The sequence below is a fragment of the Pseudomonas mucidolens genome (genome assembly GCF_900106045.1).
Classification (GTDB): Bacteria; Pseudomonadota; Gammaproteobacteria; order Pseudomonadales; family Pseudomonadaceae; genus Aquipseudomonas; species Aquipseudomonas mucidolens.
The window spans coordinates 1,521,251-1,547,021 of record NZ_LT629802.1 but is presented as its reverse complement, the minus strand read 5'-3'; the positions used below and the strand labels follow the sequence as shown (position 1 = coordinate 1,547,021).

Sequence of the window (25,771 nt, the reverse complement as noted above, 5' to 3'; positions counted from 1 at the left end):
GGTCGGAGTTAACCGTCCTTCTCGATTTCACAGAGTAGCGGATGCTGGCTTTCCCTGGCGTACTGGTTGACCTGCATGGCCTTCGTCTCGGCGATGTCGCGGGTAAACACTCCACATACTGCCCGTCCTTCTGTATGAACGGCCAGCATTACCTTGGTCGCCAACTCGCGGTTCAGGTTGAAAAACACCTCGAGTACTTCTACGACGAAATCCATCGGTGTGTAGTCATCATTGAACAAAACCACCTTGTACATCGGCGGTGCCTGTAAAGCCGGCTTTGCCTCCTGAACAGCAATGCCCGCAGAACCGTCGTCATGTCCGTGACCTTCTTGGTCATCCTGATGGAAAGTCGGGCGGTCCTGATTGAATGTTAGTCGAATCTGGCTGATTGCATGCATGGAAAGAAAGGTTCGTCAGTTGTGCAAATACAGTGGTGGGGGCGACCTGTCAGAAATTCAACTCCAACCGACTGGCCACCTTGACTATCGGAAAATCAGTGTTACAACCAATAGAGCCCACAGTGGGTAAAAAAGGTCCGCGCAGTCAACCTTATTTATTCGGGTTAGGACGGATGAACTGGATGATACTCCAGTGATGGAGTCTGGTGCAGAGGGATATGAGCATGGCAAGCGGTAAGGTCAAGTGGTTCAACAACGCCAAGGGCTATGGCTTCATAAATGAAGAAGGCAAGGATGAAGACCTTTTTGCGCATTACTCCGCCATTGTTATGGAGGGTTACAAGACGCTGAAAGCGGGCCAGGAAGTGTCCTTTGAGATTATTGAAGCACCAAAAGGCAGGCATGCAGTGAACATCAGCGCTCCGGTAATCGCTGGTAAAGCCCAGGAAGGTCTTGCTCAAGAATCAAAAGAGCAACTGGCCTGACAAGCCATCGAGCAAGCACCAGGCAATAAAAAACCGGCCACCCGGAGCAATCAGGAAGGCCGGTTTTTTTATAACCCCTGCATTACATGTGGGAAATCAAGGCATCCCCGAACCCCGACGACGACACCAACTTGGCACCGTCCATCAGGCGCTCGAAGTCATAGGTAACGGTCTTGGCCGAAATCGCACCGTTGGTGCCCTTGATGATCAAGTCAGCGGCTTCGGTCCACCCCATGTGCCGCAGCATCATTTCCGCCGAGAGAATCAGCGAACCCGGGTTGACCTGATCCTTACCGGCGTATTTCGGCGCGGTACCGTGGGTAGCCTCGAACATGGCCACGGTATCGGACAGGTTGGCGCCCGGCGCAATACCAATCCCGCCCACTTCCGCCGCCAGAGCGTCAGAGAGATAATCACCGTTGAGGTTCAGGGTGGCGATCACATCGTATTCGGCCGGGCGCAGCAGGATCTGCTGAAGCATGGCGTCAGCGATGGCGTCCTTGACCACGACATTCTTGCCGGTGCGCGGGTTCTTGAACTGCATCCACGGGCCACCATCAAGCAAGGTCGCGCCGAATTCTTCAGCCGCCACTTCGTAGGCCCATTCCTTGAAGGCACCTTCGGTGAACTTCATGATGTTGCCTTTGTGCACGATGGTCAGCGAGTCGTGGTCGTTATCGACTACATATTGCAGGGCCTTGCGCGCCAGGCGCTTGGTGCCCTCCTTGGAGACCGGCTTGACGCCAATGCCGCAGTCCTGGTCGAAACGGATCTTGGTGACACCCATTTCTTCCTTCAAAAACTTGATGACCTTGATCGCCTCCGGGGAACCGGCTTTCCACTCGATCCCGGCGTAAATGTCCTCGGAGTTCTCACGGAAGATGGTCATGTCCACATCACCGGGCTTCTTGACCGGGCTCGGCACACCTTCGAACCAGCGCACCGGGCGCAGGCAAACATACAGGTCAAGCTGCTGGCGCAGGGCAACGTTCAGCGAACGGATACCACCACCGACCGGCGTGGTCAGCGGACCCTTGATGGAAACCACGTAGTCCTTGACCGCATCCAGGGTTTCCTGCGGCAGCCAGGTGTCCTGATCGTAAACCTGAGTGGCTTTCTCGCCGGCATACACCTCCATCCAGGAAATCTTGCGTTTGCCGCCGTAAGCCTTGTCAACAGCAGCATCGACAACCTTGATCATCACAGGGCTGATGTCGACGCCAATACCGTCACCCTCGATGAAGGGGATGATCGGGTTGTCAGGAACATTGAGAGAATGGTCTGCATTGACGGTGATTTTGTCGCCGACTGCCGGAACCTGAATCTTCTTGTATCCCATGCTGAACTCCGTTTGTGGATTAAACATCTGGCTGCGTCCGAGCCTACTCCAGTTAAATGTGGACCGAAACCTCACGCCCGGCAAATTTGCCGCGAAAAAAGCCGAATCAGTCGCCTACAAGCTTGAAACACAAGGGAAAAATGCCAAACTTGAGCACTTCGTGCGACTTTAGGTGCACCTCAGTCCCTGCGACCTTTAGACCAATGGACGACACACCTTTTGTATGAAGGCTCGGCGTAAGCATAGCGACCTATGTATAATGCCGCGGCTGACCAAAGAGTCACGACGGCCGACAGCTCTAAACCGAGCCCCTGCGCCAGAAAAGCCGGACTACTACAGTAGCCCACCCGCTTGACGCTCGACTGATGCAACCCAACATCACCGCGAAGAAACATCGACATTTCGCTCATGGATGACTTTGAACGAACGCGCTTTACCCGGCGCATCTCGAGTTTCTGCGCACGCTTTTTAGCAAAGAAGAGAGTTAATCCGAATATGCCCACCCGCTCGAAGATCATCTATACCTTCACCGACGAAGCTCCAGCCCTCGCCACCTATTCACTGTTGCCTATCGTGGAGGCCTTCACCGCTTCTGCTGATATTGCCGTTGAAACCCGCGATATCTCCCTCGCAGGGCGCATCCTCGCAAGCTTCCCCGAGCAACTGGGCACCAAGGCCGTAGCCGACCACCTCGCCGAACTGGGCGCCCTGGCCGTCACCCCTGAAGCCAACATCATCAAGCTGCCCAACATCAGCGCTTCGACACCGCAGCTGCAAGCCGCGATCAAAGAGCTGCAAGCCCAGGGCTACGCCCTGCCGGACTACCCGGAAACCGTAACCACCGACGCGGAAAAAGAAACCCGCGCACGTTACGACAAGGTCAAGGGCAGCGCCGTGAACCCGGTCCTGCGCGAAGGCAACTCCGATCGCCGCGCACCGCTGTCGGTCAAGAATTACGCGCGCAAGCACCCGCACAAAATGGGCGCTTGGGCTGCTGACTCCAAGTCCCACGTAGCCCACATGAACAACGGCGATTTCTACGGCAGCGAAAAAGCCGTACAGATCGAAGCAGCCGATGCTGTCAAAATCGAGCTGATCGGCAAGGATGGCAGCAGCACCGTCCTGAAAGAAAAGACCTCCGCACTGGCCGGCGAAATCCTCGACAGCGCCGTGCTGAGCAAGAACGCCCTGCGTGCGTTCATTGCCGCCGAGATCGAAGACGCCAAGAAACAAGGCGTACTGCTGTCGGTCCACTTGAAAGCCACCATGATGAAGGTCTCCGACCCGATCATGTTCGGCCAGATCGTTGCCGAGTTCTATAAAGATGCCCTGGCCAAGCACGCCACCGTGCTGGAACAGATCGGCTTCAACCTGAACAACGGCATCGGCGACCTGTACGCTCGCATCAAGGCCCTGCCTAGCGATCAGCAAGCGCAGATCGAAGCTGACATCCAGGCGGTCTACGCCGCTCGCCCTTCCCTGGCGATGGTCAACTCCGACAAAGGCATCACCAACCTGCACGTGCCGAGCGACGTGATCGTTGACGCCTCGATGCCCGCCATGATCCGTGATTCCGGCAAGATGTGGGGCACCGACGGTCAACTGCACGACACCAAGGCCGTGATCCCGGATCGCTGCTACGCCACCATCTACCAAGCGGTCATCGAAGACTGCAAGGCCAATGGTGCGTTCGATCCAACCACCATGGGCAGCGTGCCAAACGTTGGCCTGATGGCGAAGAAAGCCGAAGAGTACGGTTCCCACGACAAGACCTTCCAGATCAAGGCTGACGGCGTAGTCCGCGTCACCGACAGCAAGGGCAACCTGCTGATGGAACAGTCGGTCGAAGCCGGCGATATCTTCCGCATGTGCCAGACCAAAGACGCGCCGATCCAGGATTGGGTCAAACTGGCCGTCAACCGCGCCCGCGCCAGCAACACCCCGGCCATCTTCTGGCTGGACCCGCTGCGTGCCCACGACGGCGTAGTGGTCGAGAAAGTTCAGGCTTACCTGAAAGACCACAACACCGAAGGCCTGGACATCCGCATCATGTCGCCAGTCGACGCGATGAAGTTCACCCTGGAACGCACCCGCAAGGGCCTGGACACCATCTCGGTGACCGGCAACGTACTGCGCGACTACTTGACCGACCTGTTCCCGATCATGGAACTGGGCACCAGCGCCAAGATGCTGTCGATCGTGCCGCTGATGAACGGTGGCGGCCTGTTCGAAACCGGCGCCGGCGGCTCGGCTCCGAAGCACGTGCAGCAACTGGTGGAAGAGAACTTCCTGCGCTGGGATTCTTTGGGCGAGTTCCTGGCCCTGGCTGCATCCCTCGAGCATTTGGGTGTGAACTACAACAACCCGAAAGCCCTGGTGCTGTCCAAGACCCTGGACCAGGCCACCGGCCAGTTCCTCGACAACAACAAATCGCCATCGCGCAAAGTCGGTAACATCGACAACCGCGGCAGTCACTTCTACCTGGCGCTGTACTGGGCTCAAGCCCTGGCCGCACAGACCGAAGACACCGCACTGCAAGCGCAGTTCGGCGAACTGGCCAAGACCCTGACCGCGAACGAGGCAACCATCGTTGCCGAACTCAATGCCGTCCAGGGCAAGCCGGTGGACATCGGCGGCTACTACGCGCCAAACCCCGAGCTGACCAGCAAGGCCATGCGCCCGAGCGACACCTTCAACGCGGCGATTGCCAAGTTGAAGTAAGGTTGTAAGGATGCAAAGAAGCCCCGGCCGTGTGCCGGGGTTTCTGTTTCCGGACATTGCGATTTTGCCGAAAAAACCGGATCAAAATGTGGGGGCGGGCTTGCTCGCTCCCACACTGACCACGTCACACTCTGAACCGAGGTTTTTAATGACCTGGCAACCCCACATCACCGTCGCCACCATCGTCGAAGACAACGGCCGCTTCCTGATGGTCGAGGAGCTCAAGGGCGGCCGCACCGTGCTCAACCAGCCAGCTGGCCACCTGGACCCGAACGAAACCCTGACCGAGGCCGCCGTGCGCGAAACCCTCGAAGAAACCGGCTGGGATGTCGAAGCCACCGGTATCCTCGGGATTTATCTGTACACCGCCCCCAGCAACGGCGTGACGTACCAGCGGGTGTGTTTTATCGCCAAAGCCTTGAAACACCACCCCGATTATCAACTGGACGAAGGCATTGTTCGCGCGCGCTGGCTGACTCGCGACGAATTGATAGCCTTGCGCGGCGACTGGCGCAGCGAGCTGATCATCCGCTGCATTGATGATTATCTGGCAGGCTTTCGCCACAGTCTCGAATTGATCCGCCCTTCTCTTTAGCCTTGCGCGCTCCAGCCTGCTAGAATCGCGTCCTTTTTAAAGACACCCGTTGAAATCCTATGCGTGATCCAGCCCCTTCTGACATCCAAAAGAAGCGCGTCATCGTCGGCATGTCCGGCGGCGTGGATTCTTCCGTTTCCGCCGTCCTGCTCATGGAGCAGGGTTATCAGGTGGAAGGCCTGTTCATGAAGAACTGGGAAGAAGACGATGGAACGGAATACTGCACCGCCATGGACGATCTGGCGGATGCCCAAGCGGTTTGCGACAAGATTGGCATCAAGCTGCACACCGCCAACTTCGCCGCTGAGTACTGGGATAACGTGTTCGAGCATTTCCTGGCCGAATACAAGGCTGGTCGTACGCCGAACCCCGACATCCTGTGCAACCGCGAAATCAAGTTCAAGGCGTTCCTCGACTACGCCATGATGCTGGGCGCCGATCTGATTGCTACCGGCCACTACGTACGTCGCCGCGACATCGACGGGCGCACCGAACTACTCAAGGGCCTGGACCCGAACAAGGACCAGAGCTACTTCCTGCACGCCGTCGGCGGCGAGCAGATCGCCAAGACGCTGTTCCCAGTAGGCGAACTGGAAAAGCCCGAGGTGCGCAGGATCGCCGAAAAACACGGCCTGGCCACCGCCAAGAAGAAGGACTCCACCGGTATCTGCTTTATCGGCGAACGTCGCTTCAGCGACTTTCTCAAGCAGTACCTGCCCGCGCAGCCAGGCGAGATCAAGACCACTGAAGGGGAAATCATCGGCCGCCACCACGGCCTGATGTACCACACCATCGGTCAGCGCCAGGGCCTGGGCATCGGCGGCTTGAAAGATGCGAGCGAAGAGCCGTGGTACGTGCTGGTCAAGGACCTGGAGCACAACGAGCTGATCGTTGGCCAGGGCAACGAACACCCATGGTTGTTCTCCGGCGCCCTGCTCGCTTCGGACATCTACTGGGTCAACCCGATCGACCTGAGCACTCCGCGCCAACTGACGGCCAAGGTGCGCTATCGCCAGAGCGACCAGCCCTGCACCCTGGAAAAAACCGCCAGCGGTTATCGCGCCACTTTCGATGATCCACAGCGCGCTGTTACGCCCGGCCAGTCGGTGGTGTTCTATGACGGCGAAATTTGCCTGGGAGGTGGCGTGATTGAAGTCGCCGAACCCTGGAGCAGCCAGGCATGAGCCCGACCCAGGAGCAATTGACGGCATTGGGCGGGGTATTTCTCGCCGCGGTGCTGGTAGACAAGATCGCCAAGACCGGACAGGTCACCGAGTCGGGCCTGACCTGCATGCTCGGCAGCCTGTTGATCCGCGACCCCAAGGACACCCTGGAAGTCTACGGCGGCGACGACCTGGCCCTGCGCGAAGGTTATCGTGCGCTGATCGGCGCCCTGGAACGCGACCCCAGCACCCTGCAGCGCGAGCCGCTGCGCTATGCGCTGTCGATGCTCGGCCTTGAGCGGCAACTGGCCAAGCGCGACGACCTGCTGGAAACCATCGGCAAACGCCTGCCGCAAATCCAGTCCCAGGTCGAGCATTTCGGGCCGGCCCACGAAAACGTGGTCGCTGCCTGTGGCGCGCTGTACCAGGACACCCTCAGCACGCTGCGCCAACGAATCCAGGTCCACGGAGACATGCGCAACCTGCAACAACCGAATAACGCCTCGAAAATCCGCGCCCTGCTGCTGGCCGGCATTCGTTCGGCGCGGCTATGGCGGCAATTGGGCGGCCATCGTTGGCAACTGGTCATCAGTCGTCGCAAATTGCTTAAAGAGCTTTACCCGTTGATGCGCAACGAATAAGTCGCAGCAACAGACCTTTTTTCAGAGCGTCACGCGTAATACGCCGGTCAGTTGGCAACGGACCGGCGGATTTTTTCATGTATGATACGCGCCCCATTTCGTTGCCCGACTGTCCGAGAGCACCCCATGCAGCTTTCTTCGCTCACTGCGGTTTCCCCTGTAGACGGCCGCTACGCCGGCAAAACCCAGGCCCTGCGCCCGATTTTCAGCGAATACGGCCTGATCCGTGCTCGTGTCCTGGTTGAAGTGCGCTGGCTCCAGCGCCTGGCCGCTCACCCCGCTATCAGCGAAGTGCCGGCGTTTTCCGCCGAAGCCAACGCTGTATTGAACACCCTGGCGGAAAACTTCTCTCTGGAACACGCCGAGCGCGTCAAAGAGATCGAGCGCACCACCAACCACGACGTAAAAGCCATCGAATACCTGCTCAAAGAGCAAGCGGCCAAGCTGCCGGAACTGGCCCAGGTCAGCGAATTCATCCACTTTGCCTGCACCAGCGAGGACATCAACAACCTGTCCCACGCCCTGATGCTGCGTGAAGGCCGTGATGACGTGATGCTGCCGCTGATGCGCCAGACCGCCAACGCCATCCGCGAGCTGGCTATCCGTTTTGCCGACGTGCCGATGCTGTCGCGCACCCACGGCCAACCGGCTTCGCCGACCACCCTGGGCAAAGAACTGGCCAACGTGGTGTACCGCCTGGAGCGCCAGATCGCCCAAGTCGCCGCCGTGCCACTGCTGGGCAAGATCAACGGCGCCGTGGGCAACTACAACGCCCACCTGTCGGCCTACCCGGAAATCGACTGGGAAGCCAACGCTCGCGCCTTTATCGAAGACGAGCTGGGCCTGGGTTTCAACCCGTACACCACGCAGATCGAACCTCACGACTACATCGCTGAGCTGTTCGACGCCATTGCGCGCTTCAACACCATTCTGATCGACTTCGACCGCGATATCTGGGGCTACATCTCCCTGGGCTACTTCAAGCAGCGCACGATTGCCGGTGAAATCGGCTCGTCGACCATGCCGCACAAAGTCAACCCGATCGACTTCGAAAACTCCGAAGGCAACCTCGGCATCGCCAACGCGCTGTTCCAGCACCTGGCCAGCAAATTGCCAATCTCGCGCTGGCAGCGTGACCTGACCGACTCCACCGTACTGCGCAACCTCGGCGTGGGCTTTGCCCATAGCGTGATCGCGTACGAAGCCAGCCTCAAAGGCATCAGCAAACTGGAACTCAACGCGCAGAAAATCGCCGCTGACCTGGACGCTTGCTGGGAAGTGTTGGCTGAGCCGATCCAGACCGTGATGCGCCGCTACAACATCGAAAACCCGTACGAGAAGCTGAAAGAGTTGACGCGCGGTAAAGGCATCAGCCCTGAAGCTCTGCAAACGTTCATCGATGGCCTGGACATGCCGGCCACCGCCAAGGCCGAGCTGAAACTGCTCACCCCGGCCAACTACATCGGCAACGCTGTAGAGCAAGCAAAACGCATCTGATTGTGGCTTGACCCCTTGAGACGCCCGGCAGCGCCGGGCGTTTTCATTCCCGTCTGAAAAGTGCTTTTTTTCAATAGGTTACACATGAATCCTGATATTCCTCTTCAACTTCTAGGCGGCATCACGGCACGGGAATTCCTGCGCGATTACTGGCAGAAAAAACCCCTGCTGATCCGCCAGGCCATCCCTGATTTCGAAAGCCCGATCGACGCCGACGAACTGGCCGGACTGGCCCTGGAAGAAGAAGTCGAGTCGCGCCTGGTGATCGAGCACGGCGAGCGCCCCTGGGAACTGCGTCGCGGCCCGTTTGCCGAAGATGCGTTCAGCAACTTGCCCGAACGCGACTGGACCCTGCTGGTACAGGCCGTCGACCAGTTCGTACCGGAAGTCGCCGAACTGCTGGAAAACTTCCGCTTCCTGCCAAGCTGGCGCATTGACGATGTGATGATCAGCTTTGCCGCACCTGGCGGTAGCGTCGGCCCGCACTTCGACAACTACGACGTGTTCCTGCTACAAGGTGCCGGCAAGCGCAGCTGGAAAATCGGTCAAACGTGCGATTCCGAAAGCTCGCTGCTGCAACATGCCGACTTGCGCATTCTCTCGGACTTCGAAGAGACCGCCGAGTGGGTGCTGGAACCCGGTGACATGCTCTACCTGCCCCCGCGCCTCGCGCATTGTGGCGTTGCCATCGATGACTGCATGACCTACTCAGTCGGCTTCCGCGCGCCAAGCGCTGCCGAGGTGCTGACGCACTTCACCGATTTCCTCAGCCAATACTTGACTGACGAAGAGCGCTACACCGACGCCGACGCCCAACCTGTCAGCGATCCGCACCAGATCCAGCACGATGCCCTCGACCGCCTCAAGGGCCTGCTGGCCGAACACATGAGCGACGAACGCATGTTGCTGACCTGGTTCGGCCAGTTCATGACCGAGCCGCGTTATCCTGAGCTGGTCGTGGGTCCTGAACTGGAAGAAGACGACTTCCTGGGTAGCCTGGAGCAAGGCGCGGTGCTGATCCGCAACCCAAGCGCACGCCTGGCGTGGTCCGAAGTCGATGACGACCTGCTGCTGTTCGCCAGCGGCCAGAGCCGTTACCTGCCAGGCAAACTGCGCGAGCTGCTGAAGATGATTTGTGCTGCCGACGCCTTGCACATCGACAACCTCGGCCCATGGCTGGCGGATGAAGACGGCCGCGATCTGCTGTGTGAACTGGTCAAGCAAGGAAGCCTGGGGTTTGCCGATGAATAAAATTCGCGTACGTGTCGCAGACTGGCTAAAGGATAACGCCGAGATCCGGCGCATTCGTGAAGCCGTGTTTATCGCCGAGCAATCGGTTCCACCTGAGCTGGAGTGGGATTCCGATGACGATGGCGCGGTGCATTTCCTCGCCTTCGAAGGCGACTTCCCAATTGGCACCGCTCGCCTGTTGCCCAGCGGCGAGATCGGTCGCGTATCGGTCCTCAAGGACTGGCGCGGCCTGAAAGTCGGTGACGCATTGATGGAAGCGGTGATCGCCGAAACCGAAAGGCGCGGGCAGACCAGGCAGTTTCTCAGTGCGCAGGTCTATGCAGCGCCCTTCTATGAGCGGCTGGGCTTCAAGGTCGTCAGCGATGAGTTCCTCGAAGTCGGGATCCCTCACGTTGATATGGTACGCGGGGACTGATTCGGCGCCGCGTTGCCCTCTTCGCGAGCAAGCCCGCTCCCACATTTGACCGCATTCCACAGGATATACTCGGTCAAGCGTGGTAGCGGTCTTGCTCGCGAAAGCGATTTAAGCAGTACCACAAATGCCCTGCCATGCCAGGGCATTTTGCCGTCTACGATTCAACTTGTGACCCGCCAGGCCGACAAACTGGCACTATCAAGCCTAAATGACTCGCAGAGATAACGGACATGTCCCTACGCACCCTGCTCATCGCCCTGCTCCTGAGCATCAGCCTTCCTGTGACAGCGGCCACCGAGATCGTCCCTCTGAGCAACCGCACCAGCGCGGACCTGCTGCCAGTGGCACAGAACTTCATTGGCAAGGACGGCACCGTCAGCGCCTACGGCAATCAACTCATCGTTAATGCCGAACCCGAGAAGATCCAGGCGCTGCGCGCACTTCTCGCACAACTCGACACACCCGCAAAGCGCCTGCTGATCACCGTCGACACCAATGAAAACAATCAACAAAGCAATACCCACATCATCACTTACAGCACCGCTAGCCGTGATGGCGGCATCCAGCAGATCCAGGCCAGCGAAGGCGTACCGGCATTGATCCAGGTGGGCCAGAGCGTGCCGCTGACCACCACCCAACCGGACACCTATGGTCGCCCGCAAAACCAGACCCAATACCGCAACGTCACCCAGGGTTTCTACGTCACCGCCAGCGTTACCGGTGAGACCGTCCACTTAAGCATCAGCACCAATCGTGACCGCATGAGCCAGGAACGTCCCGATGTAGTGAATGTGCAAAGTACCGACACAACCGTCAGCGGACGCCTGGGCGAGTGGATCACCCTTGCCGGCATCAATCGTCAGACCCAGGCCGATAAACAAGGCGCAACCCGTACGTATTCGACTCAAGGGCGCGATGACCTGACCTTGCGGGTCAAAGTTGAAAGCCTGAACTGAAGCACCAAAAACTGACTGATGAGTCGTATTAGACCAAAGATGTAGTGCTTTAAAAAAAGCACTACAAAACATTTGACGATCCAAAAAAGCATGGGCATGATGGCCTCGCTCCCGCTGATCAGGGGCCCTGGCAAGGGCCTTCGGATCGTCGCTCAAAGTTACCCACCTGAGCCGATTCGTGTCTGTACCGCCCACAAGGTGTGTTTGACGAGGTTGCGACTGGAACGAAGTTGTCCCGAGGGACGGAAGCGTAACTAGGTAACCTGGCAACACACTGTTGGATCGTATGAAGGCCCACGACGCCTGAAGACTGTTCTCGGTTCGCCTCTACCTGCTCACTTCCCCCCTTGAGCCCATCGTTCATCCGTCGCCTTCCCCGCCAGACCTGACTTGAGCGCCTAAGCTTCTGGTCAGCGAGCAGCCATATCCACGCCTTGAATACGTGGCTGGCAAACGGAATTTTCAACCCAGTAGTTTTTCCACAAAAGACGCGACGAGGTTTTTCCCCATGGCACTGACACGCGAACAGCAAATTGCAGCCCTTGAAAAAGACTGGGCTGAAAACCCACGCTGGAAAGGCGTGACACGCGCTTACTCCGCTGCTGACGTCGTCCGCCTGCGTGGCTCGGTTCAACCTGAGCACACCTTTGCAAAACTGGGCGCAGAGAAGCTGTGGAACCTGGTTACCCAGGGCGCCAAACCCTCCTTCCGTCCCGAAAAAGATTTCGTCAACTGCATGGGCGCCTTGACCGGTGGCCAGGCTGTGCAGCAAGTCAAGGCCGGCATCCAGGCGATCTACCTGTCCGGCTGGCAAGTGGCCGCGGACAACAACTCCGCCGAGTCCATGTACCCTGACCAATCGCTGTACCCGGTGGACTCCGTGCCGACCGTGGTCAAGCGCATCAACAACTCGTTCCGCCGCGCCGACCAGATCCAGTGGAAAGCCGGTAAAGGCCCGGGCGACGAAGGCTACATCGACTATTTCGCCCCGATCGTGGCGGATGCCGAAGCCGGTTTCGGCGGTGTACTGAACGCCTACGAACTGATGAAGAGCATGATCGAGGCAGGCGCCGCGGGCGTTCACTTCGAAGACCAGCTTGCGTCAGTGAAGAAATGCGGCCACATGGGCGGCAAGGTGTTGGTTCCGACCCAGGAAGCCGTACAAAAACTGACCGCTGCTCGCCTGGCGGCCGACGTTGCCGGCACACCGACCATCATCCTCGCCCGTACCGACGCCAACGCGGCGGACCTGCTGACTTCGGACTGTGACCCGTACGACCAGCCGTTCGTGACCGGCGAGCGCACCCAGGAAGGCTTCTACAAGGTACGCGCCGGCCTCGACCAGGCTATCGCCCGCGGCCTGGCGTATGCGCCGTATGCGGACCTGATCTGGTGCGAAACCGCCAAGCCAGACCTGGAAGAAGCGCGTCGTTTCGCTGAAGCGATCAAAAAGGAATACCCGGACCAACTGCTGTCCTACAACTGCTCGCCTTCTTTCAACTGGAAGAAGAACCTGGACGACGCGACCATCGCCAAGTTCCAGCGCGAACTGTCCGCCATGGGCTACAAGCATCAGTTCATCACCCTGGCCGGCATTCACAACATGTGGCACAGCATGTTCAACCTGGCGCACGACTACGCCCGCAACGACATGACCGCCTACGTGAAGCTGCAGGAACAGGAATTTGCTGACGCCGCCAAAGGCTACACCTTCGTGGCTCACCAGCAGGAAGTGGGCACCGGCTACTTCGACGACATGACCACCGTGATCCAGGGCGGCACCTCGTCCGTGACCGCGCTGACCGGCTCGACCGAAGAAGAACAGTTCCACTGAGTAACCTGAGTACACGGCCATTGCGGATCCGTTAAAGAGCTAACCGCAATGCCGTACGATCTGACGCCCCGACTGGTTCGGGGCGTTTTTTTGCCCCGCGCAAACCTCCTCCCGCCCCACATTGGGAAATGTGCGTAGCCTGAAGGTTTTGAGCAAAACATTGATCCAGGACGGTATTTGCTTCGGACAAATCGGTTAAAAGATCCACTTCATCAACTTGCGCCATACGGGCAAGTAACAACAACTTTCCCCGCCAAGCACCCGACACCCGCTTAAAATCCACGCAAACAATATTCATTATCATTTAGAGAAACAAAACTTCGTTACCCCCTAAACAAAACATCATTGATGAAAATCAAGCTAATGCCCGTAGTGTCTGGGCTATAGCCCCATAAAGGTGCACTATGTCCTTATTCCATCGAATATTTTCGCTCTGCAAATTTTACTTGCTCGGTGTTTAGCCATAAAATCACCGCGATTGATTGCGCTGCGATATATCGTCACTGCTTTATTTCTTTATTACGCTCAGAGACCTTTGCTCTCTGTTAAGGATTACCAGCATGCCCGAAGCGACAGGACTCATGGCCCACAACTGGGGCTTTGCCATTTTCCTTCTAGGTGTCATCGGCCTTTGCGCCTTCATGCTCGGTGTATCCAGCCTCCTGGGGTCAAAAGCCTGGGGTCGCAGCAAAAACGAACCGTTCGAGTCCGGCATGCTACCTACAGGTGGCGCCCGCTTGCGGCTCTCAGCCAAATTCTATCTGGTCGCGATGCTTTTCGTGATCTTCGATATCGAAGCCCTCTTTCTCTTTGCCTGGTCTGTGTCCGTCCGCGAAAGCGGCTGGACCGGATTCGTCGAAGCTCTCATTTTCATAGCAATTCTGTTGGCAGGCCTTGTCTACCTATTTCGAGTGGGCGCCCTTGACTGGGCTCCGGAAGCTCGTCGCAAGCGGCAAGCGAAGCTGAAACAATGAGGCTTTGGCGATGCAATACAATCTCACCAGGATCGACCCGGATGCTCCTAACGAGCAGTACCCCATCGGCGAACGGGAAACCGTTTCCGATCCGTTAGAAGACCAAGTCCACAAAAACATCTACATGGGCAAGCTGGAAGACGTACTGAGCGGTGCGGTCAACTGGGGGCGTAAAAACTCCCTGTGGCCGTACAACTTCGGTCTGTCCTGCTGCTACGTGGAAATGACCACCGCCTTCACGGCGCCCCACGACATCGCGCGCTTTGGCGCCGAAGTTATCCGGGCATCACCGCGCCAAGCGGATTTCATGGTTATCGCCGGTACCTGCTTTATCAAGATGGCGCCGATCATTCAGCGTCTCTACGAGCAAATGCTCGAACCAAAGTGGGTTATCTCCATGGGTTCGTGCGCCAACTCCGGTGGCATGTACGACATCTACTCCGTGGTTCAGGGAGTGGACAAGTTTCTGCCCGTGGACGTCTACGTGCCTGGCTGCCCGCCCCGCCCTGAAGCATTCCTGCAAGGCTTGATGCTGTTGCAGGAATCGATTGGCAAGGAGCGTCGCCCACTTTCCTGGGTTGTCGGAGATCAAGGCGTTTACCGCGCCGAGATGCCGTCACAAAAGGAACAGCGCCGCGAACAGCGTATTCAGGTCACCAACCTGCGCAGCCCTGACGAAGTCTGATCCAGCACCGCTTCTTTTATAGAACGAAAACCTGGCTTCATTCTTTACGTTGACCGAAAGCGATAAAAAACCATGACTACAGGCAGTGCTCTGTACATCCCGCCTTATAAGGCAGACGACCAGGATGTGGTCGTCGAACTCAATAACCGTTTTGGCCCTGACGCCTTCACTGCGCAGGCCACACGCACCGGTATGCCGGTGCTGTGGGTCGCGCGCGCCAAGCTCGTCGAAGTCCTGACCTTCCTGCGTAACCTGCCCAAGCCGTACGTCATGCTCTATGACCTGCATGGCGTGGACGAGCGTCTGCGCACCAAGCGTCAAGGCCTGCCGAGCGGCGTCGATTTCACTGTGTTCTATCACCTGCTGTCGATCGAACGTAACAGCGACGTGATGATCAAGGTCGCGCTGTCCGAGAGCGACCTGAGCGTACCGACCGTGACCGGTATCTGGCCGAACGCCAGCTGGTACGAGCGTGAAGTCTGGGACATGTTCGGTATCGATTTCCCGGGCCACCCCCACCTGACGCGCATCATGATGCCGCCAACCTGGGAAGGTCACCCGCTGCGCAAGGACTTCCCTGCCCGCGCCACCGAATTCGACCCGTACAGCCTCAACCTCGCCAAGCAACAGCTTGAAGAAGAGGCCGCGCGCTTCCGTCCGGAAGACTGGGGCATGAAACGCTCCGGCACCAACGAGGACTACATGTTCCTCAACCTGGGCCCGAACCACCCTTCGGCTCACGGTGCCTTCCGTATCATCCTGCAACTGGACGGCGAAGAAATCGTCGACTGCGTGCCGGACATCGGCTACCACCACCGTGGTGCCGAGAAGATGGCCGAGCGTCAGTCGTGGCACAGCTTCATCCCGTACACCGACCGTATCGACTACCTCGGCGGCGTGATGAACAACCTGCCGTACGTGCTCTCGGTCGAGAAGCTGGCCGGCATCAAGGTGCCGGACCGCGTCGACACCATCCGCATCATGATGGCCGAATTCTTCCGGATCACTAGCCACCTGCTGTTCCTGGGTACCTATATCCAGGACGTCGGCGCCATGACACCGGTGTTCTTCACCTTCACCGACCGTCAACGCGCCTACAAGGTCATCGAAGCCATCACCGGTTTCCGTCTGCACCCGGCCTGGTACCGCATCGGCGGTGTTGCGCACGACCTGCCGAACGGCTGGGAGCGCCTGGTCAAGGAATTCATCGACTGGATGCCCAAGCGTCTGGACGAGTATCAGAAAGCCGCCCTGGACAACAGCATCCTCAAAGGCCGCACCATCGGCGTCGCCGCCTACAACACCAAAGAAGCCCTGGAATGGGGCGTCACCGGTGCTGGCTTGCGTTCGACCGGTTGCGATTTCGACTTGCGTAAAGCACGCCCGTACTCCGGCTACGAGAACTTCGAATTCGAAGTCCCGCTGGCGGCTAACGGCGATGCCTACGACCGTTGCATCGTGCGCGTCGAAGAAATGCGCCAGAGCCTGAAAATAATCGAGCAGTGCATGCGCAACATGCCGGCCGGCCCGTATAAAGCGGATCACCCGCTGACCACGCCGCCGCCCAAAGAGCGCACGCTGCAGCATATCGAAACCCTGATCACGCACTTCCTGCAGGTTTCGTGGGGCCCGGTAATGCCGGCCAACGAATCCTTCCAGATGATCGAAGCGACCAAGGGTATCAACAGTTATTACCTGACGAGCGATGGCGGCACCATGAGCTACCGCACCCGGATTCGTACGCCAAGCTTCCCGCACTTGCAGCAGATCCCTTCGGTGATCAAAGGCGAGATGGTCGCGGACTTGATTGCGTACCTGGGTAGTATCGATTTCGTTATGGCCGACGTGGACCGCTAAGCATGAACAGCACGCTTATCCAGACAGACCGTTTCACCTTGAGTGAAACCGAGCGCTCGGCCATCGAGCACGAGCTGCATCACTACGAAGACCCGCGCGCGGCGTCGATCGAAGCCTTGAAGATCGTCCAGAAGGAACGTGGCTGGGTGCCGGACGGCGCCCTCTACGCCATCGGCGAAATGCTCGGCATCCCCGCCAGCGACGTTGAAGGCGTGGCGACGTTCTACAGCCAGATCTTCCGCCAACCCGTCGGCCGCCACATCATTCGCGTGTGCGACAGCATGGTCTGCTACATCGGTGGCCACGAGTCCGTGGTCAGCGAGATCCAGGACAAGCTGGGCATCGGCCTCGGCCAGACCACCGCAGACGGCCGTTTCACGCTGCTGCCGGTGTGCTGCCTGGGCAACTGCGACAAAGCACCGGCGCTGATGATCGACGACGACACATTCGGCGACGTGCAGCCTGCCGGCGTCAGCCAATTGCTCGAGGGCTACCCATGACCCTGACTTCCTTCGGCCCGGCCAACCTTATAAAGCGTTCGGCCGAGACTCACCCGCTGACCTGGCGCCTGCGTGACGACGGCGAAGCCGTTTGGCTTGCCGAGTACCAGGCCAAGAACGGCTACGCTGCCGCACGCAAAGCCTTTGCCGACATGGCCCAGGACGATATTGTCCAGACCGTGAAGGATGCAGGCCTGAAAGGTCGCGGCGGCGCTGGCTTCCCCACCGGCGTGAAGTGGGGCCTGATGCCCAAAGACGAATCCATCAACATCCGCTACCTGCTGTGCAACGCGGATGAAATGGAGCCGAACACCTGGAAAGACCGCATGCTGATGGAGCAACTGCCCCATCTGCTGATCGAAGGCATGCTGATCAGTGCCCGTGCGCTGAAGACCTACCGTGGCTATATCTTCTTGCGTGGCGAATACACCACCGCCGCCAAGCACCTCAACCGTGCCGTGGAAGAAGCCAAGGCGGCCGGCCTGCTGGGCAAGAACATCCTGGGTTCGGGTTTTGACTTCGAGCTCTTTGTGCACACCGGCGCCGGGCGTTACATCTGCGGTGAAGAAACCGCACTGATCAACTCCCTCGAAGGCCGCCGCGCCAACCCGCGCTCCAAGCCGCCCTTCCCTGCCGCCGTAGGCGTGTGGGGCAAACCGACCTGCGTGAACAACGTTGAAACCTTGTGCAACGTGCCGGCGATCATCGCCGACGGCGTCGACTGGTACAAATCGTTGGCCCGCGAAGGCAGCGAAGACATGGGCACCAAGCTCATGGGCTTCTCCGGCAAGGTCAAGAACCCTGGCCTGTGGGAGCTGCCGTTCGGCGTGACCGCACGCGAGCTGTTCGAGGACTACGCTGGCGGCATGCGCGACGGCTATACCCTCAAGGCCTGGCAGCCAGGCGGCGCGGGCACCGGTTTCCTGTTGCCCGAGCACCTGGATGCCCAGATGTACGCAGGCGGCATCGGCAAAGTCGGCACCCGGATGGGCACCGGCCTGGCCATGGCGGTCGACAACACCGTCAACATGGTCTCGCTGCTGCGCAACATGGAGCAGTTCTTTGCCCGTGAATCCTGCGGTTTCTGCACCCCGTGCCGCGATGGTTTGCCATGGAGCGTCAAGTTGCTGATGTCCCTCGAGAATGGCGAAGGCCGCGAGGGTGATATCGAGACCCTGCTGGGTCTGGTCGGCTTCCTCGGTCCAGGCAAGACCTTCTGTGCTCACGCACCGGGCGCCGTGGAGCCATTGGGCAGCGCGATCAAATATTTCCGCTCTGAATTCGAGGCCGGTATCGCGCCAACCCGCGCGGGCGATCTCAATCAGGTGGTATCGCCGACCATGGTCGGTGCGTAACGCTTAAAGAAGCGAAGGGTCCGTGCCCTTCGCTTTCTCATGTGATGACGCCCTGAACGGCTGTGTTGATTCACATGAATAACAAGATTCCATTAGCCACGCCCGCTGACACCGGGCCAACGAAGATCTTTGAACCATGGCCACTATCCACGTAGACGGCAAAGCGCTCGAAGTCGATGGGGCAGACAACCTGTTACAGGCGTGTCTGTCACTAGGTCTCGACATCCCTTATTTCTGCTGGCACCCCGCTTTAGGTAGCGTCGGTGCCTGTCGCCAGTGCGCGGTCAAGCAGTACACCGACGAAAACGACACCCGTGGTCGTATCGTCATGTCCTGCATGACCCCGGCCACCGACAACACCTGGATCTCCATCGACGATGAAGAGTCCAAGGCGTTCCGCGCCAGTGTCGTTGAATGGCTGATGACCAACCACCCGCACGACTGTCCGGTGTGCGAGGAAGGCGGTCACTGTCACTTGCAGGACATGACGGTGATGACCGGCCACAACGAGCGCCGTTATCGCTTCACCAAACGTACTCACCAGAACCAGGACCTCGGCCCGTTCATTTCCCACGAAATGAACCGCTGCATCGCCTGCTACCGCTGCGTGCGTTTCTATAAGGACTACGCCGGCGGCACCGACCTCGGCGTATTCGGCGCCCACGACAACGTGTACTTCGGTCGCGTTGAAGACGGCGTACTCGAAAGCGAGTTCTCCGGCAACCTCACCGAGGTCTGCCCGACCGGTGTGTTCACCGACAAGACCCACTCCGAGCGCTACAACCGCAAGTGGGACATGCAATTCGCGCCGAGCATCTGCCATGGCTGCTCCAGCGGGTGCAACATTTCCCCGGGCGAGCGTTACGGCGAACTGCGGCGTATCGAAAACCGCTTCAACGGTTCGGTCAACCAGTACTTCCTGTGCGACCGTGGTCGTTTCGGCTATGGCTACGTCAACCGCGAAGACCGCCCACGCCAACCGCTGCTGGCCGATGGCGCCAAGCTGAGCCTGGACGCGGCGCTGGACAAGGCCGCCGATCTGCTGCGCGGGCGCAACATTGTCGGTATCGGTTCGCCACGTGCCAGCCTCGAAAGCAACTATGCGTTGCGCGAACTGGTCGGTGCCGAGCACTTCTACTCCGGTATCGAGGCCGGCGAACTGGAGCGCATCCGACTGGTCCTGCAAGTGCTGAACGACAGCCCACTGCCGGTTCCGAACATGCGCGACATCGAAGACCACGACGCAATCTTCGTCCTCGGTGAAGACCTGACCCAGACCGCTGCTCGCGTGGCCCTGTCCCTGCGCCAGTCGGTAAAAGGCAAGGCCGAGGACATGGCCGACGCCATGCGCGTCCAGCCTTGGCTCGATGCGGCGGTGAAAAACATCGGCCAGCACGCGTTGAACCCGCTGTTTATTGCAAGCATCGCTGAAACCAAGCTCGACGATATCGCCGAAGAGTGTGTGCATGCGGCGCCTGACGACCTGGCGCGCATCGGTTTCGCCGTGGCCCACGCTCTGGATGCCAGCGCGCCGGCCGTCGACGGCCTGGACAGCGAAGCCCTGGAACTGGCCAAGCGCATCGCTGACGCCCTGCTCGCGGCCAAGCGCCCACTGATCATCGCCGGTACCTCCCTGGGGTCCAACGCGCTGATCGAAGCCGCCGCCAACATCGCCAAAGCCCTCAAGCTGCGCGAGAAGAACGGTTCCATCAGCCTGATCGTGCCGGAAGCCAACAGCCTCGGCCTGGCCATGCTCGGTGGCGAATCGGTGGACGCCGCCCTGCAAAGCGTGATCGACGGCAACGCCGACGCCCTCGTGGTGCTGGAAAACGACCTGTACACCCGCACGGATTCGGCCAAGGTCGACGCCGCGCTGGACGCCGCCAAAGTGCTGATCGTTGCCGATCACCAGAAGACCGCCACCAGCGACCGCGCCGACCTGGTACTGCCAGCCGCCACCTTCGCTGAAGGCGATGGCACCCTGGTCAGCCAGGAAGGCCGCGCCCAGCGTTTCTTCCAGGTGTTCGATCCGAAGTACATGGATGCCAGCATCCTGGTTCACGAAGGCTGGCGCTGGCTGCATGCCCTGCGCGCCACCCTGCTGAACCAGCCGATCGGCTGGACCCAGCTCGACCACGCCACCGCAGCCGTCGCCGCAAGTGCACCGCAACTGGCGCGCATCGTCGATGCCGCACCGTCCGCCGCGTTCCGCATCAAGGGCATGAAACTCGCCCGCGAACCGCTGCGCTATTCCGGTCGTACCGCCATGCGCGCCGACATCAGCGTGCACGAACCACGTACTCCGCAAGACAACGACACCGCGTTCGCCTTCTCCATGGAAGGTTACTCGGGTTCGGCCGAACCGCGTCAGCAGGTGCCGTTTGCCTGGTCGCCGGGTTGGAACTCGCCACAGGCCTGGAACAAGTTCCAGGACGAAGTCGGTGGGCATATTCGCGCTGGCGACCCGGGCACCCGCCTGATCGAAACCCAGGGCGACGCGCTGAACTGGTTCGCCGCTGTACCGCGTCCGTTCAACCCGGCCCCGGGTACCTGGCAGGTCGTACCGTTCTTCCACCTGTTCGGCAGCGAAGAGACCTCTTCCAAAGCCGCCCCGGTTCAAGAGCGCATTCCGGCTGCTTATGTATCCCTGGCCAAGTCCGAAGCCGATCGCCTGGGTGTCAACGACGGTGCCCTGCTCAGCCTGAACGTAGCCGGTCAGACCCTGCGCCTGCCGCTGCGTATCAATGAAGAGTTGGGTGCAGGCCTGGTTGCGTTGCCAGCGGGTATCTCGGGCATTCCTCCAGCCATTTTCGGCAAAACCGTTGACGGTCTGCAGGAGGCAGCGCAATGACCTGGTTCACCCCTGAAGTGATCGACGTGATCATCGCGGTCCTCAAGGCCATCGTGATCCTGCTGGCCGTGGTCGTGGCGGGCGCCCTGCTCAGCTTCGTCGAACGTCGCCTGCTGGGCTGGTGGCAGGACCGTTACGGTCCGAACCGCGTTGGCCCGTTCGGCATGTTCCAGATCGCCGCCGACATGCTGAAAATGTTCTTCAAGGAAGACTGGACCCCGCCGTTTGCCGACAAGGTGATCTTCACCCTGGCACCGGTGGTGGCCATGAGCGCCTTGCTGATTGCCTTCGCGGTCATCCCGATCACCCCGACCTGGGGCGTGGCGGACCTGAACATCGGCTTGCTGTTCTTCTTTGCCATGGCCGGTCTGTCGGTCTACGCGGTGCTGTTCGCCGGTTGGGCCAGTAACAACAAGTTCGCCCTACTGGGCAGCTTGCGGGCCTCGGCCCAGACCGTGTCCTACGAAGTGTTCATGGGCCTGGCGCTGATGGGCATCGTGGTGCAGGTTGGCTCGTTCAACATGCGCGACATCGTCGAGTACCAGGCGCAGAACCTGTGGTTCATCATTCCGCAGTTCTTCGGCTTCTGTACCTTCTTCATCGCTGGCGTCGCCGTGACTCACCGTCACCCGTTCGACCAGCCGGAAGCGGAACAGGAACTGGCCGACGGTTACCACATTGAATACGCCGGCATGAAATGGGGCATGTTCTTCGTCGGTGAGTACATCGGCATCATCTTGATCTCGGCCCTGCTGGTCACGCTGTTCTTCGGCGGCTGGCACGGACCGTTCGGCATCCTGCCGCAACTGGCATTCTTCTGGTTCTTCCTGAAGACCGCGTTCTTCATCATGCTGTTCATCCTGCTGCGCGCTTCCATTCCGCGCCCACGTTATGACCAGGTGATGGATTTCAGCTGGAGATTCTGCCTGCCGCTGACCCTGATCAATTTGCTGGTGACTGCTGCCGTTGTGTTGTTGAACACGCCAGCGGGCGCGGTTCAGTGAGGATTTGACCCATGTTCAAATATATTGGCGACATCGTTAAGGGTACCGGTACCCAGTTGCGAAGCCTGGTGATGGTGTTCGGTCACGGCTTTCGCAAACGCGACACCCTGCAATACCCGGAAGAAGCGGTCTACCTGCCGCCGCGCTATCGCGGCCGTATCGTGCTGACCCGCGACCCGGATGGCGAAGAGCGCTGCGTAGCCTGCAACCTGTGCGCCGTGGCGTGCCCGGTGGGCTGCATTTCACTGCAGAAAGCTGAAACCGAAGACGGTCGCTGGTACCCGGACTTCTTCCGCATCAACTTCTCGCGCTGCATTTTCTGCGGCCTCTGCGAGGAAGCCTGCCCGACCACCGCGATCCAGTTGACACCGGATTTCGAGATGGCCGAGTTCAAACGTCAGGACCTGGTGTACGAGAAAGAAGATCTGTTGATCTCTGGTCCCGGTAAAAACCCTGATTACAACTTCTATCGTGTTGCAGGTATGGCCGTTGCCGGTAAGCCGAAAGGCGCCGCACAGAACGAAGCCGAGCCGATCAACGTGAAGAGCTTGCTGCCTTAAGGAAGAAAGATGGAATTCGCTTTCTATTTCGCATCGGGTATTGCAGTGGTGTCCACGCTTCGCGTGATCACCAACACCAACCCCGTGCACGCCCTGCTCTACCTGATCATTTCGCTGATCGCCGTGGCCATGACGTTCTTCAGCCTCGGCGCACCGTTCGCCGGTGTCCTGGAAGTGATCGCCTACGCCGGCGCCATCATGGTGCTGTTCGTGTTTGTGGTGATGATGCTCAACCTGGGGCCGGCTTCGGTGGCCCAGGAGCGCGTCTGGCTCAAGCCCGGCATCTGGCTCGGCCCGGTGATTCTGGCAGCGCTGCTGCTGGCTGAACTGCTGTATGTGCTGTTCGCTCACCAGAGCGGCCAGGCCATCGGCCACACCACCGTAGACGCCAAGGCCGTGGGCATCAGCCTGTTCGGCCCGTACCTGCTGGTGGTCGAACTGGCTTCGATGCTGCTGCTCGCGGCAGTCATCACCGCCTTCCACCTGGGCCGCAACGAAGCCAAGGAGCAATGACGATGCCTGCTATCCCTTTGGAGCATGGTCTGGCGGTCGCCGGCATCCTGTTCTGCCTTGGCCTGGTCGGCCTGATGGTTCGCCGTAACATTCTGTTCGTGTTGATGAGCCTGGAAATCATGATGAACGCTGCCGCATTGGCCTTCATCGTGGCCGGCGCACGCTGGGGCCAGCCGGATGGACAAGTCATGTTCATCCTGGTGATCAGCCTGGCAGCCGCCGAAGCCAGTATCGGCTTGGCGATCCTGCTGCAACTGTATCGTCGCTTCCACACGCTTGATATCGACGCTGCCAGTGAGATGCGCGGATGAACATGATCTTTCTGACTTTCGTATTTCCCCTGATCGGTTTCCTGCTGCTGTCGTTCTCCCGTGGACGCTGGTCGGAAAACCTCTCGGCGCTGATCGGCGTGGGTTCCATTGGCTTGTCGGCGCTTGTCACCGCCTATGTCATCTGGCAATTCAACGTCGCGCCTCCGGAAGGCGGTCACTACACCCTGGTGCTGTGGCAATGGATGTCGGTGGAGGGCTTCAAGCCCAACTTCGCCCTCTACGTCGACGGCCTGTCGATCACCATGCTCGGCGTGGTGGTCGGCGTGGGTTTCCTGATCCACCTGTTCGCGTCCTGGTACATGCGTGGTGAAGCGGGTTACTCGCGCTTCTTCTCGTACACCAACCTGTTTATCGCCAGCATGCTGTTCCTGGTGCTGGGCGATAACCTGTTGTTCCTGTACTTCGGCTGGGAAGGCGTGGGCCTGTGCTCGTACCTGTTGATCGGTTTCTATTACAGCAACCGCAACAACGGGAACGCGGCACTCAAGGCGTTTATCGTGACCCGGATCGGCGACGTGTTCATGGCCATCGGCCTGTTCATCCTGTTCCAGCAGGTGGGCACGCTGAATATCCAGGAGCTGTTGGTGTTGGCGCCGCAGAAATTCCAGGTCGGCGACTTCTGGATCACCCTGGCAACCCTGATGCTGCTGGGCGGCGCCGTCGGTAAATCCGCGCAACTGCCACTGCAAACCTGGCTGGCAGATGCGATGGCCGGTCCTACCCCGGTTTCCGCACTGATTCACGCGGCAACCATGGTGACCGCGGGTGTCTACCTGATCGCTCGTACCCATGGCCTGTTCACCCTGGCGCCGGAGATCCTGCATCTGGTCGGCCTGGTGGGTGGCGTGACGCTGGTGCTGGCCGGTTTCGCCGCGCTGGTACAGACCGACATTAAACGTATCCTCGCCTACTCGACCATGAGCCAGATCGGTTACATGTTCCTGGCCCTGGGCGTCGGCGCCTGGGACGGCGCGATCTTCCACCTGATGACCCACGCCTTCTTCAAGGCCCTGCTGTTCCTTGCGTCCGGTGCGGTGATCGTTGCCTGCCACCACGAGCAGAACATCTTCAAGATGGGTGGCCTGTGGAAGAAACTGCCATTGGCTTACGCCAGCTTCATCGTCGGCGGCGCGGCACTGGCGGCGTTGCCGTTGGTAACCGCGGGTTTCTACTCGAAAGACGAAATCCTCTGGGAAGCCTTTGCCAGCGGTAACCAGGGTCTGCTGTACGCAGGTCTGGTGGGTGCGTTCATGACCTCGCTCTACACCTTCCGCCTGATCTTCATCACCTTCCACGGTGAAGCCAAGACCGAAGCGCACGCAGGCCACGGCATCTCTCACTGGCTGCCACTGTCGGTGCTGATCGTGCTGTCGACCTTCGTCGGCGCCCTGATCACCCCGCCGCTGGCCGGTGTGCTGCCACAAAGCGTCGGCCATGCCGGCGGCGACGCCAAGCACAGCCTGGAAATCGCCTCGGGCGCCATCGCCATCGCGGGTATTCTGCTGGCGGCCATGCTGTTCCTTGGCAAGCGGCGCTTCGCCACCGCCGTTGCCAACAGCGGCATTGGCCGTTTCCTTTCGGCCTGGTGGTTCGCTGCCTGGGGCTTCGACTGGATCTACGACAAACTGTTCGTCAAGCCTTACCTTGCGATCAGCCACGTACTGCGCAAAGACCCGCTCGACCAGACCATCGGTTTGATCCCGCGCGCCGCCAAGGGTGGACACAACGCCCTGAGCCGCAGCGAGACTGGCCAATTGCGTTGGTATGCAGCTTCCATGGCGGCCGGTGCCGTTTTGGTGATCGGCGCCATCGTCGTGGTTGCGGTCTGACTATGTACATTGCGCA

The 25,771-nt window shown here is 59.5% G+C and carries 23 protein-coding genes; 21 read left to right on the top strand and 2 right to left on the bottom strand.

Annotated elements, in window-relative coordinates; translation table 11 throughout:
* Positions 1-8 precede the first annotated feature (8 nt).
* On the bottom strand, positions 9-398 hold the full coding sequence (gene clpS / locus BLU75_RS07450; RefSeq protein WP_084378043.1) for an ATP-dependent Clp protease adapter ClpS: 390 nt from the start codon (positions 396-398) through the stop codon (positions 9-11).
* 218 nt (positions 399-616) lie between these two features.
* On the opposite strand from clpS, the gene cspD reads away from it, so the two are divergent.
* A complete protein-coding gene (cspD, locus tag BLU75_RS07445; protein WP_084378044.1) occupies positions 617-883 on the top strand; it encodes a cold shock domain-containing protein CspD in 267 nt (88 codons plus the stop codon).
* Positions 884-965: 82 nt separating this feature from the next.
* Here cspD and icd read toward each other — a convergent pair whose 3' ends face one another.
* On the bottom strand, positions 966-2,222 hold the full coding sequence (gene icd / locus BLU75_RS07440; protein WP_084378045.1) for an NADP-dependent isocitrate dehydrogenase: 1,257 nt from the start codon (positions 2,220-2,222) through the stop codon (positions 966-968).
* A 495-nt stretch (positions 2,223-2,717) separates the two neighbouring features.
* Between icd and BLU75_RS07430 the strand changes: the two genes are divergently transcribed.
* The 20 genes from BLU75_RS07430 to nuoL all read left to right on the top strand — a co-directional run bounded on the left by BLU75_RS07430 (position 2,718) and on the right by nuoL (position 25,755).
* Positions 2,718-4,943 (top strand): NADP-dependent isocitrate dehydrogenase, encoded by a 2,226-nt coding sequence (locus tag BLU75_RS07430; protein WP_084378046.1) that lies wholly within the window; start codon positions 2,718-2,720, stop codon positions 4,941-4,943.
* Positions 4,944-5,091: 148 nt separating this feature from the next.
* Positions 5,092-5,538, top strand: coding sequence for an NUDIX hydrolase (locus BLU75_RS07425; RefSeq protein WP_084378047.1), 447 nt, complete (start codon positions 5,092-5,094; stop codon positions 5,536-5,538).
* Positions 5,539-5,597: 59 nt separating this feature from the next.
* Positions 5,598-6,722: a tRNA 2-thiouridine(34) synthase MnmA gene (gene mnmA, locus BLU75_RS07420; RefSeq protein ID WP_084378048.1), complete on the top strand. Its 1,125-nt coding sequence runs from the start codon at positions 5,598-5,600 to the stop codon at positions 6,720-6,722.
* Positions 6,719-7,342, top strand: coding sequence for a high frequency lysogenization protein HflD (gene hflD, locus BLU75_RS07415; protein WP_084378049.1), 624 nt, complete (start codon positions 6,719-6,721; stop codon positions 7,340-7,342). Before mnmA ends, hflD begins: the two co-directional genes overlap by 4 nt.
* 126 nt (positions 7,343-7,468) lie before the next feature.
* The gene (purB, locus tag BLU75_RS07410; RefSeq protein ID WP_084378050.1) at positions 7,469-8,839 is read left to right on the top strand and encodes an adenylosuccinate lyase; all 1,371 of its coding nucleotides are present in this window, start codon (positions 7,469-7,471) and stop codon (positions 8,837-8,839) included.
* An 84-nt stretch (positions 8,840-8,923) separates the two neighbouring features.
* Positions 8,924-10,090, top strand: coding sequence for a ribosomal protein uL16 3-hydroxylase (locus tag BLU75_RS07405; RefSeq protein WP_084378051.1), 1,167 nt, complete (start codon positions 8,924-8,926; stop codon positions 10,088-10,090).
* A complete protein-coding gene (locus BLU75_RS07400) occupies positions 10,083-10,505 on the top strand; it encodes a GNAT family N-acetyltransferase (RefSeq protein WP_084378052.1) in 423 nt (140 codons plus the stop codon). The genes BLU75_RS07405 and BLU75_RS07400 overlap by 8 nt, the downstream gene beginning before the upstream one ends.
* A 230-nt stretch (positions 10,506-10,735) precedes the next feature.
* Positions 10,736-11,461, top strand: a complete 726-nt coding sequence (locus BLU75_RS07395) for a secretin N-terminal domain-containing protein (RefSeq protein ID WP_084378053.1) — start codon at positions 10,736-10,738, stop codon at positions 11,459-11,461.
* Positions 11,462-11,969: 508 nt separating this feature from the next.
* The gene (aceA, locus tag BLU75_RS07390) at positions 11,970-13,295 is read left to right on the top strand and encodes an isocitrate lyase (RefSeq protein WP_084378054.1); all 1,326 of its coding nucleotides are present in this window, start codon (positions 11,970-11,972) and stop codon (positions 13,293-13,295) included.
* 560 nt (positions 13,296-13,855) lie between these two features.
* Positions 13,856-14,269: an NADH-quinone oxidoreductase subunit A gene (locus BLU75_RS07385; RefSeq protein ID WP_084378055.1), complete on the top strand. Its 414-nt coding sequence runs from the start codon at positions 13,856-13,858 to the stop codon at positions 14,267-14,269.
* Positions 14,270-14,279: 10 nt separating this feature from the next.
* A complete protein-coding gene (locus BLU75_RS07380; RefSeq protein ID WP_003219572.1) occupies positions 14,280-14,954 on the top strand; it encodes a NuoB/complex I 20 kDa subunit family protein in 675 nt (224 codons plus the stop codon).
* Positions 14,955-15,026: 72 nt separating this feature from the next.
* Positions 15,027-16,811: an NADH-quinone oxidoreductase subunit C/D gene (gene nuoC / locus BLU75_RS07375; RefSeq protein WP_084378056.1), complete on the top strand. Its 1,785-nt coding sequence runs from the start codon at positions 15,027-15,029 to the stop codon at positions 16,809-16,811.
* Positions 16,812-16,813: 2 nt separating this feature from the next.
* Positions 16,814-17,311 (top strand): NADH-quinone oxidoreductase subunit NuoE, encoded by a 498-nt coding sequence (nuoE, locus tag BLU75_RS07370; protein WP_084378057.1) that lies wholly within the window; start codon positions 16,814-16,816, stop codon positions 17,309-17,311.
* Complete coding sequence (nuoF, locus tag BLU75_RS07365; RefSeq protein ID WP_084378058.1) at positions 17,308-18,666, top strand: NADH-quinone oxidoreductase subunit NuoF; 1,359 nt, start codon at positions 17,308-17,310, stop codon at positions 18,664-18,666. The genes nuoE and nuoF overlap by 4 nt, the downstream gene beginning before the upstream one ends.
* A gap of 136 nt (positions 18,667-18,802) precedes the next feature.
* Positions 18,803-21,517 (top strand): NADH-quinone oxidoreductase subunit NuoG, encoded by a 2,715-nt coding sequence (nuoG, locus tag BLU75_RS07360; protein WP_084378059.1) that lies wholly within the window; start codon positions 18,803-18,805, stop codon positions 21,515-21,517.
* A complete protein-coding gene (gene nuoH, locus BLU75_RS07355; protein WP_084378060.1) occupies positions 21,514-22,521 on the top strand; it encodes an NADH-quinone oxidoreductase subunit NuoH in 1,008 nt (335 codons plus the stop codon). The genes nuoG and nuoH overlap by 4 nt, the downstream gene beginning before the upstream one ends.
* Before the next feature lie 11 nt (positions 22,522-22,532).
* On the top strand, positions 22,533-23,081 hold the full coding sequence (gene nuoI, locus BLU75_RS07350; protein WP_003174725.1) for an NADH-quinone oxidoreductase subunit NuoI: 549 nt from the start codon (positions 22,533-22,535) through the stop codon (positions 23,079-23,081).
* A gap of 9 nt (positions 23,082-23,090) precedes the next feature.
* Entirely contained in the window at positions 23,091-23,594 is a 504-nt protein-coding gene (gene nuoJ, locus BLU75_RS07345) for an NADH-quinone oxidoreductase subunit J (protein ID WP_058415522.1), read from the top strand.
* A gap of 2 nt (positions 23,595-23,596) precedes the next feature.
* A complete protein-coding gene (nuoK, locus tag BLU75_RS07340) occupies positions 23,597-23,905 on the top strand; it encodes an NADH-quinone oxidoreductase subunit NuoK (RefSeq protein ID WP_003174727.1) in 309 nt (102 codons plus the stop codon).
* On the top strand, positions 23,902-25,755 hold the full coding sequence (gene nuoL / locus BLU75_RS07335; RefSeq protein ID WP_084378061.1) for an NADH-quinone oxidoreductase subunit L: 1,854 nt from the start codon (positions 23,902-23,904) through the stop codon (positions 25,753-25,755). Before nuoK ends, nuoL begins: the two co-directional genes overlap by 4 nt.
* Positions 25,756-25,771: the final 16 nt, after the last annotated feature.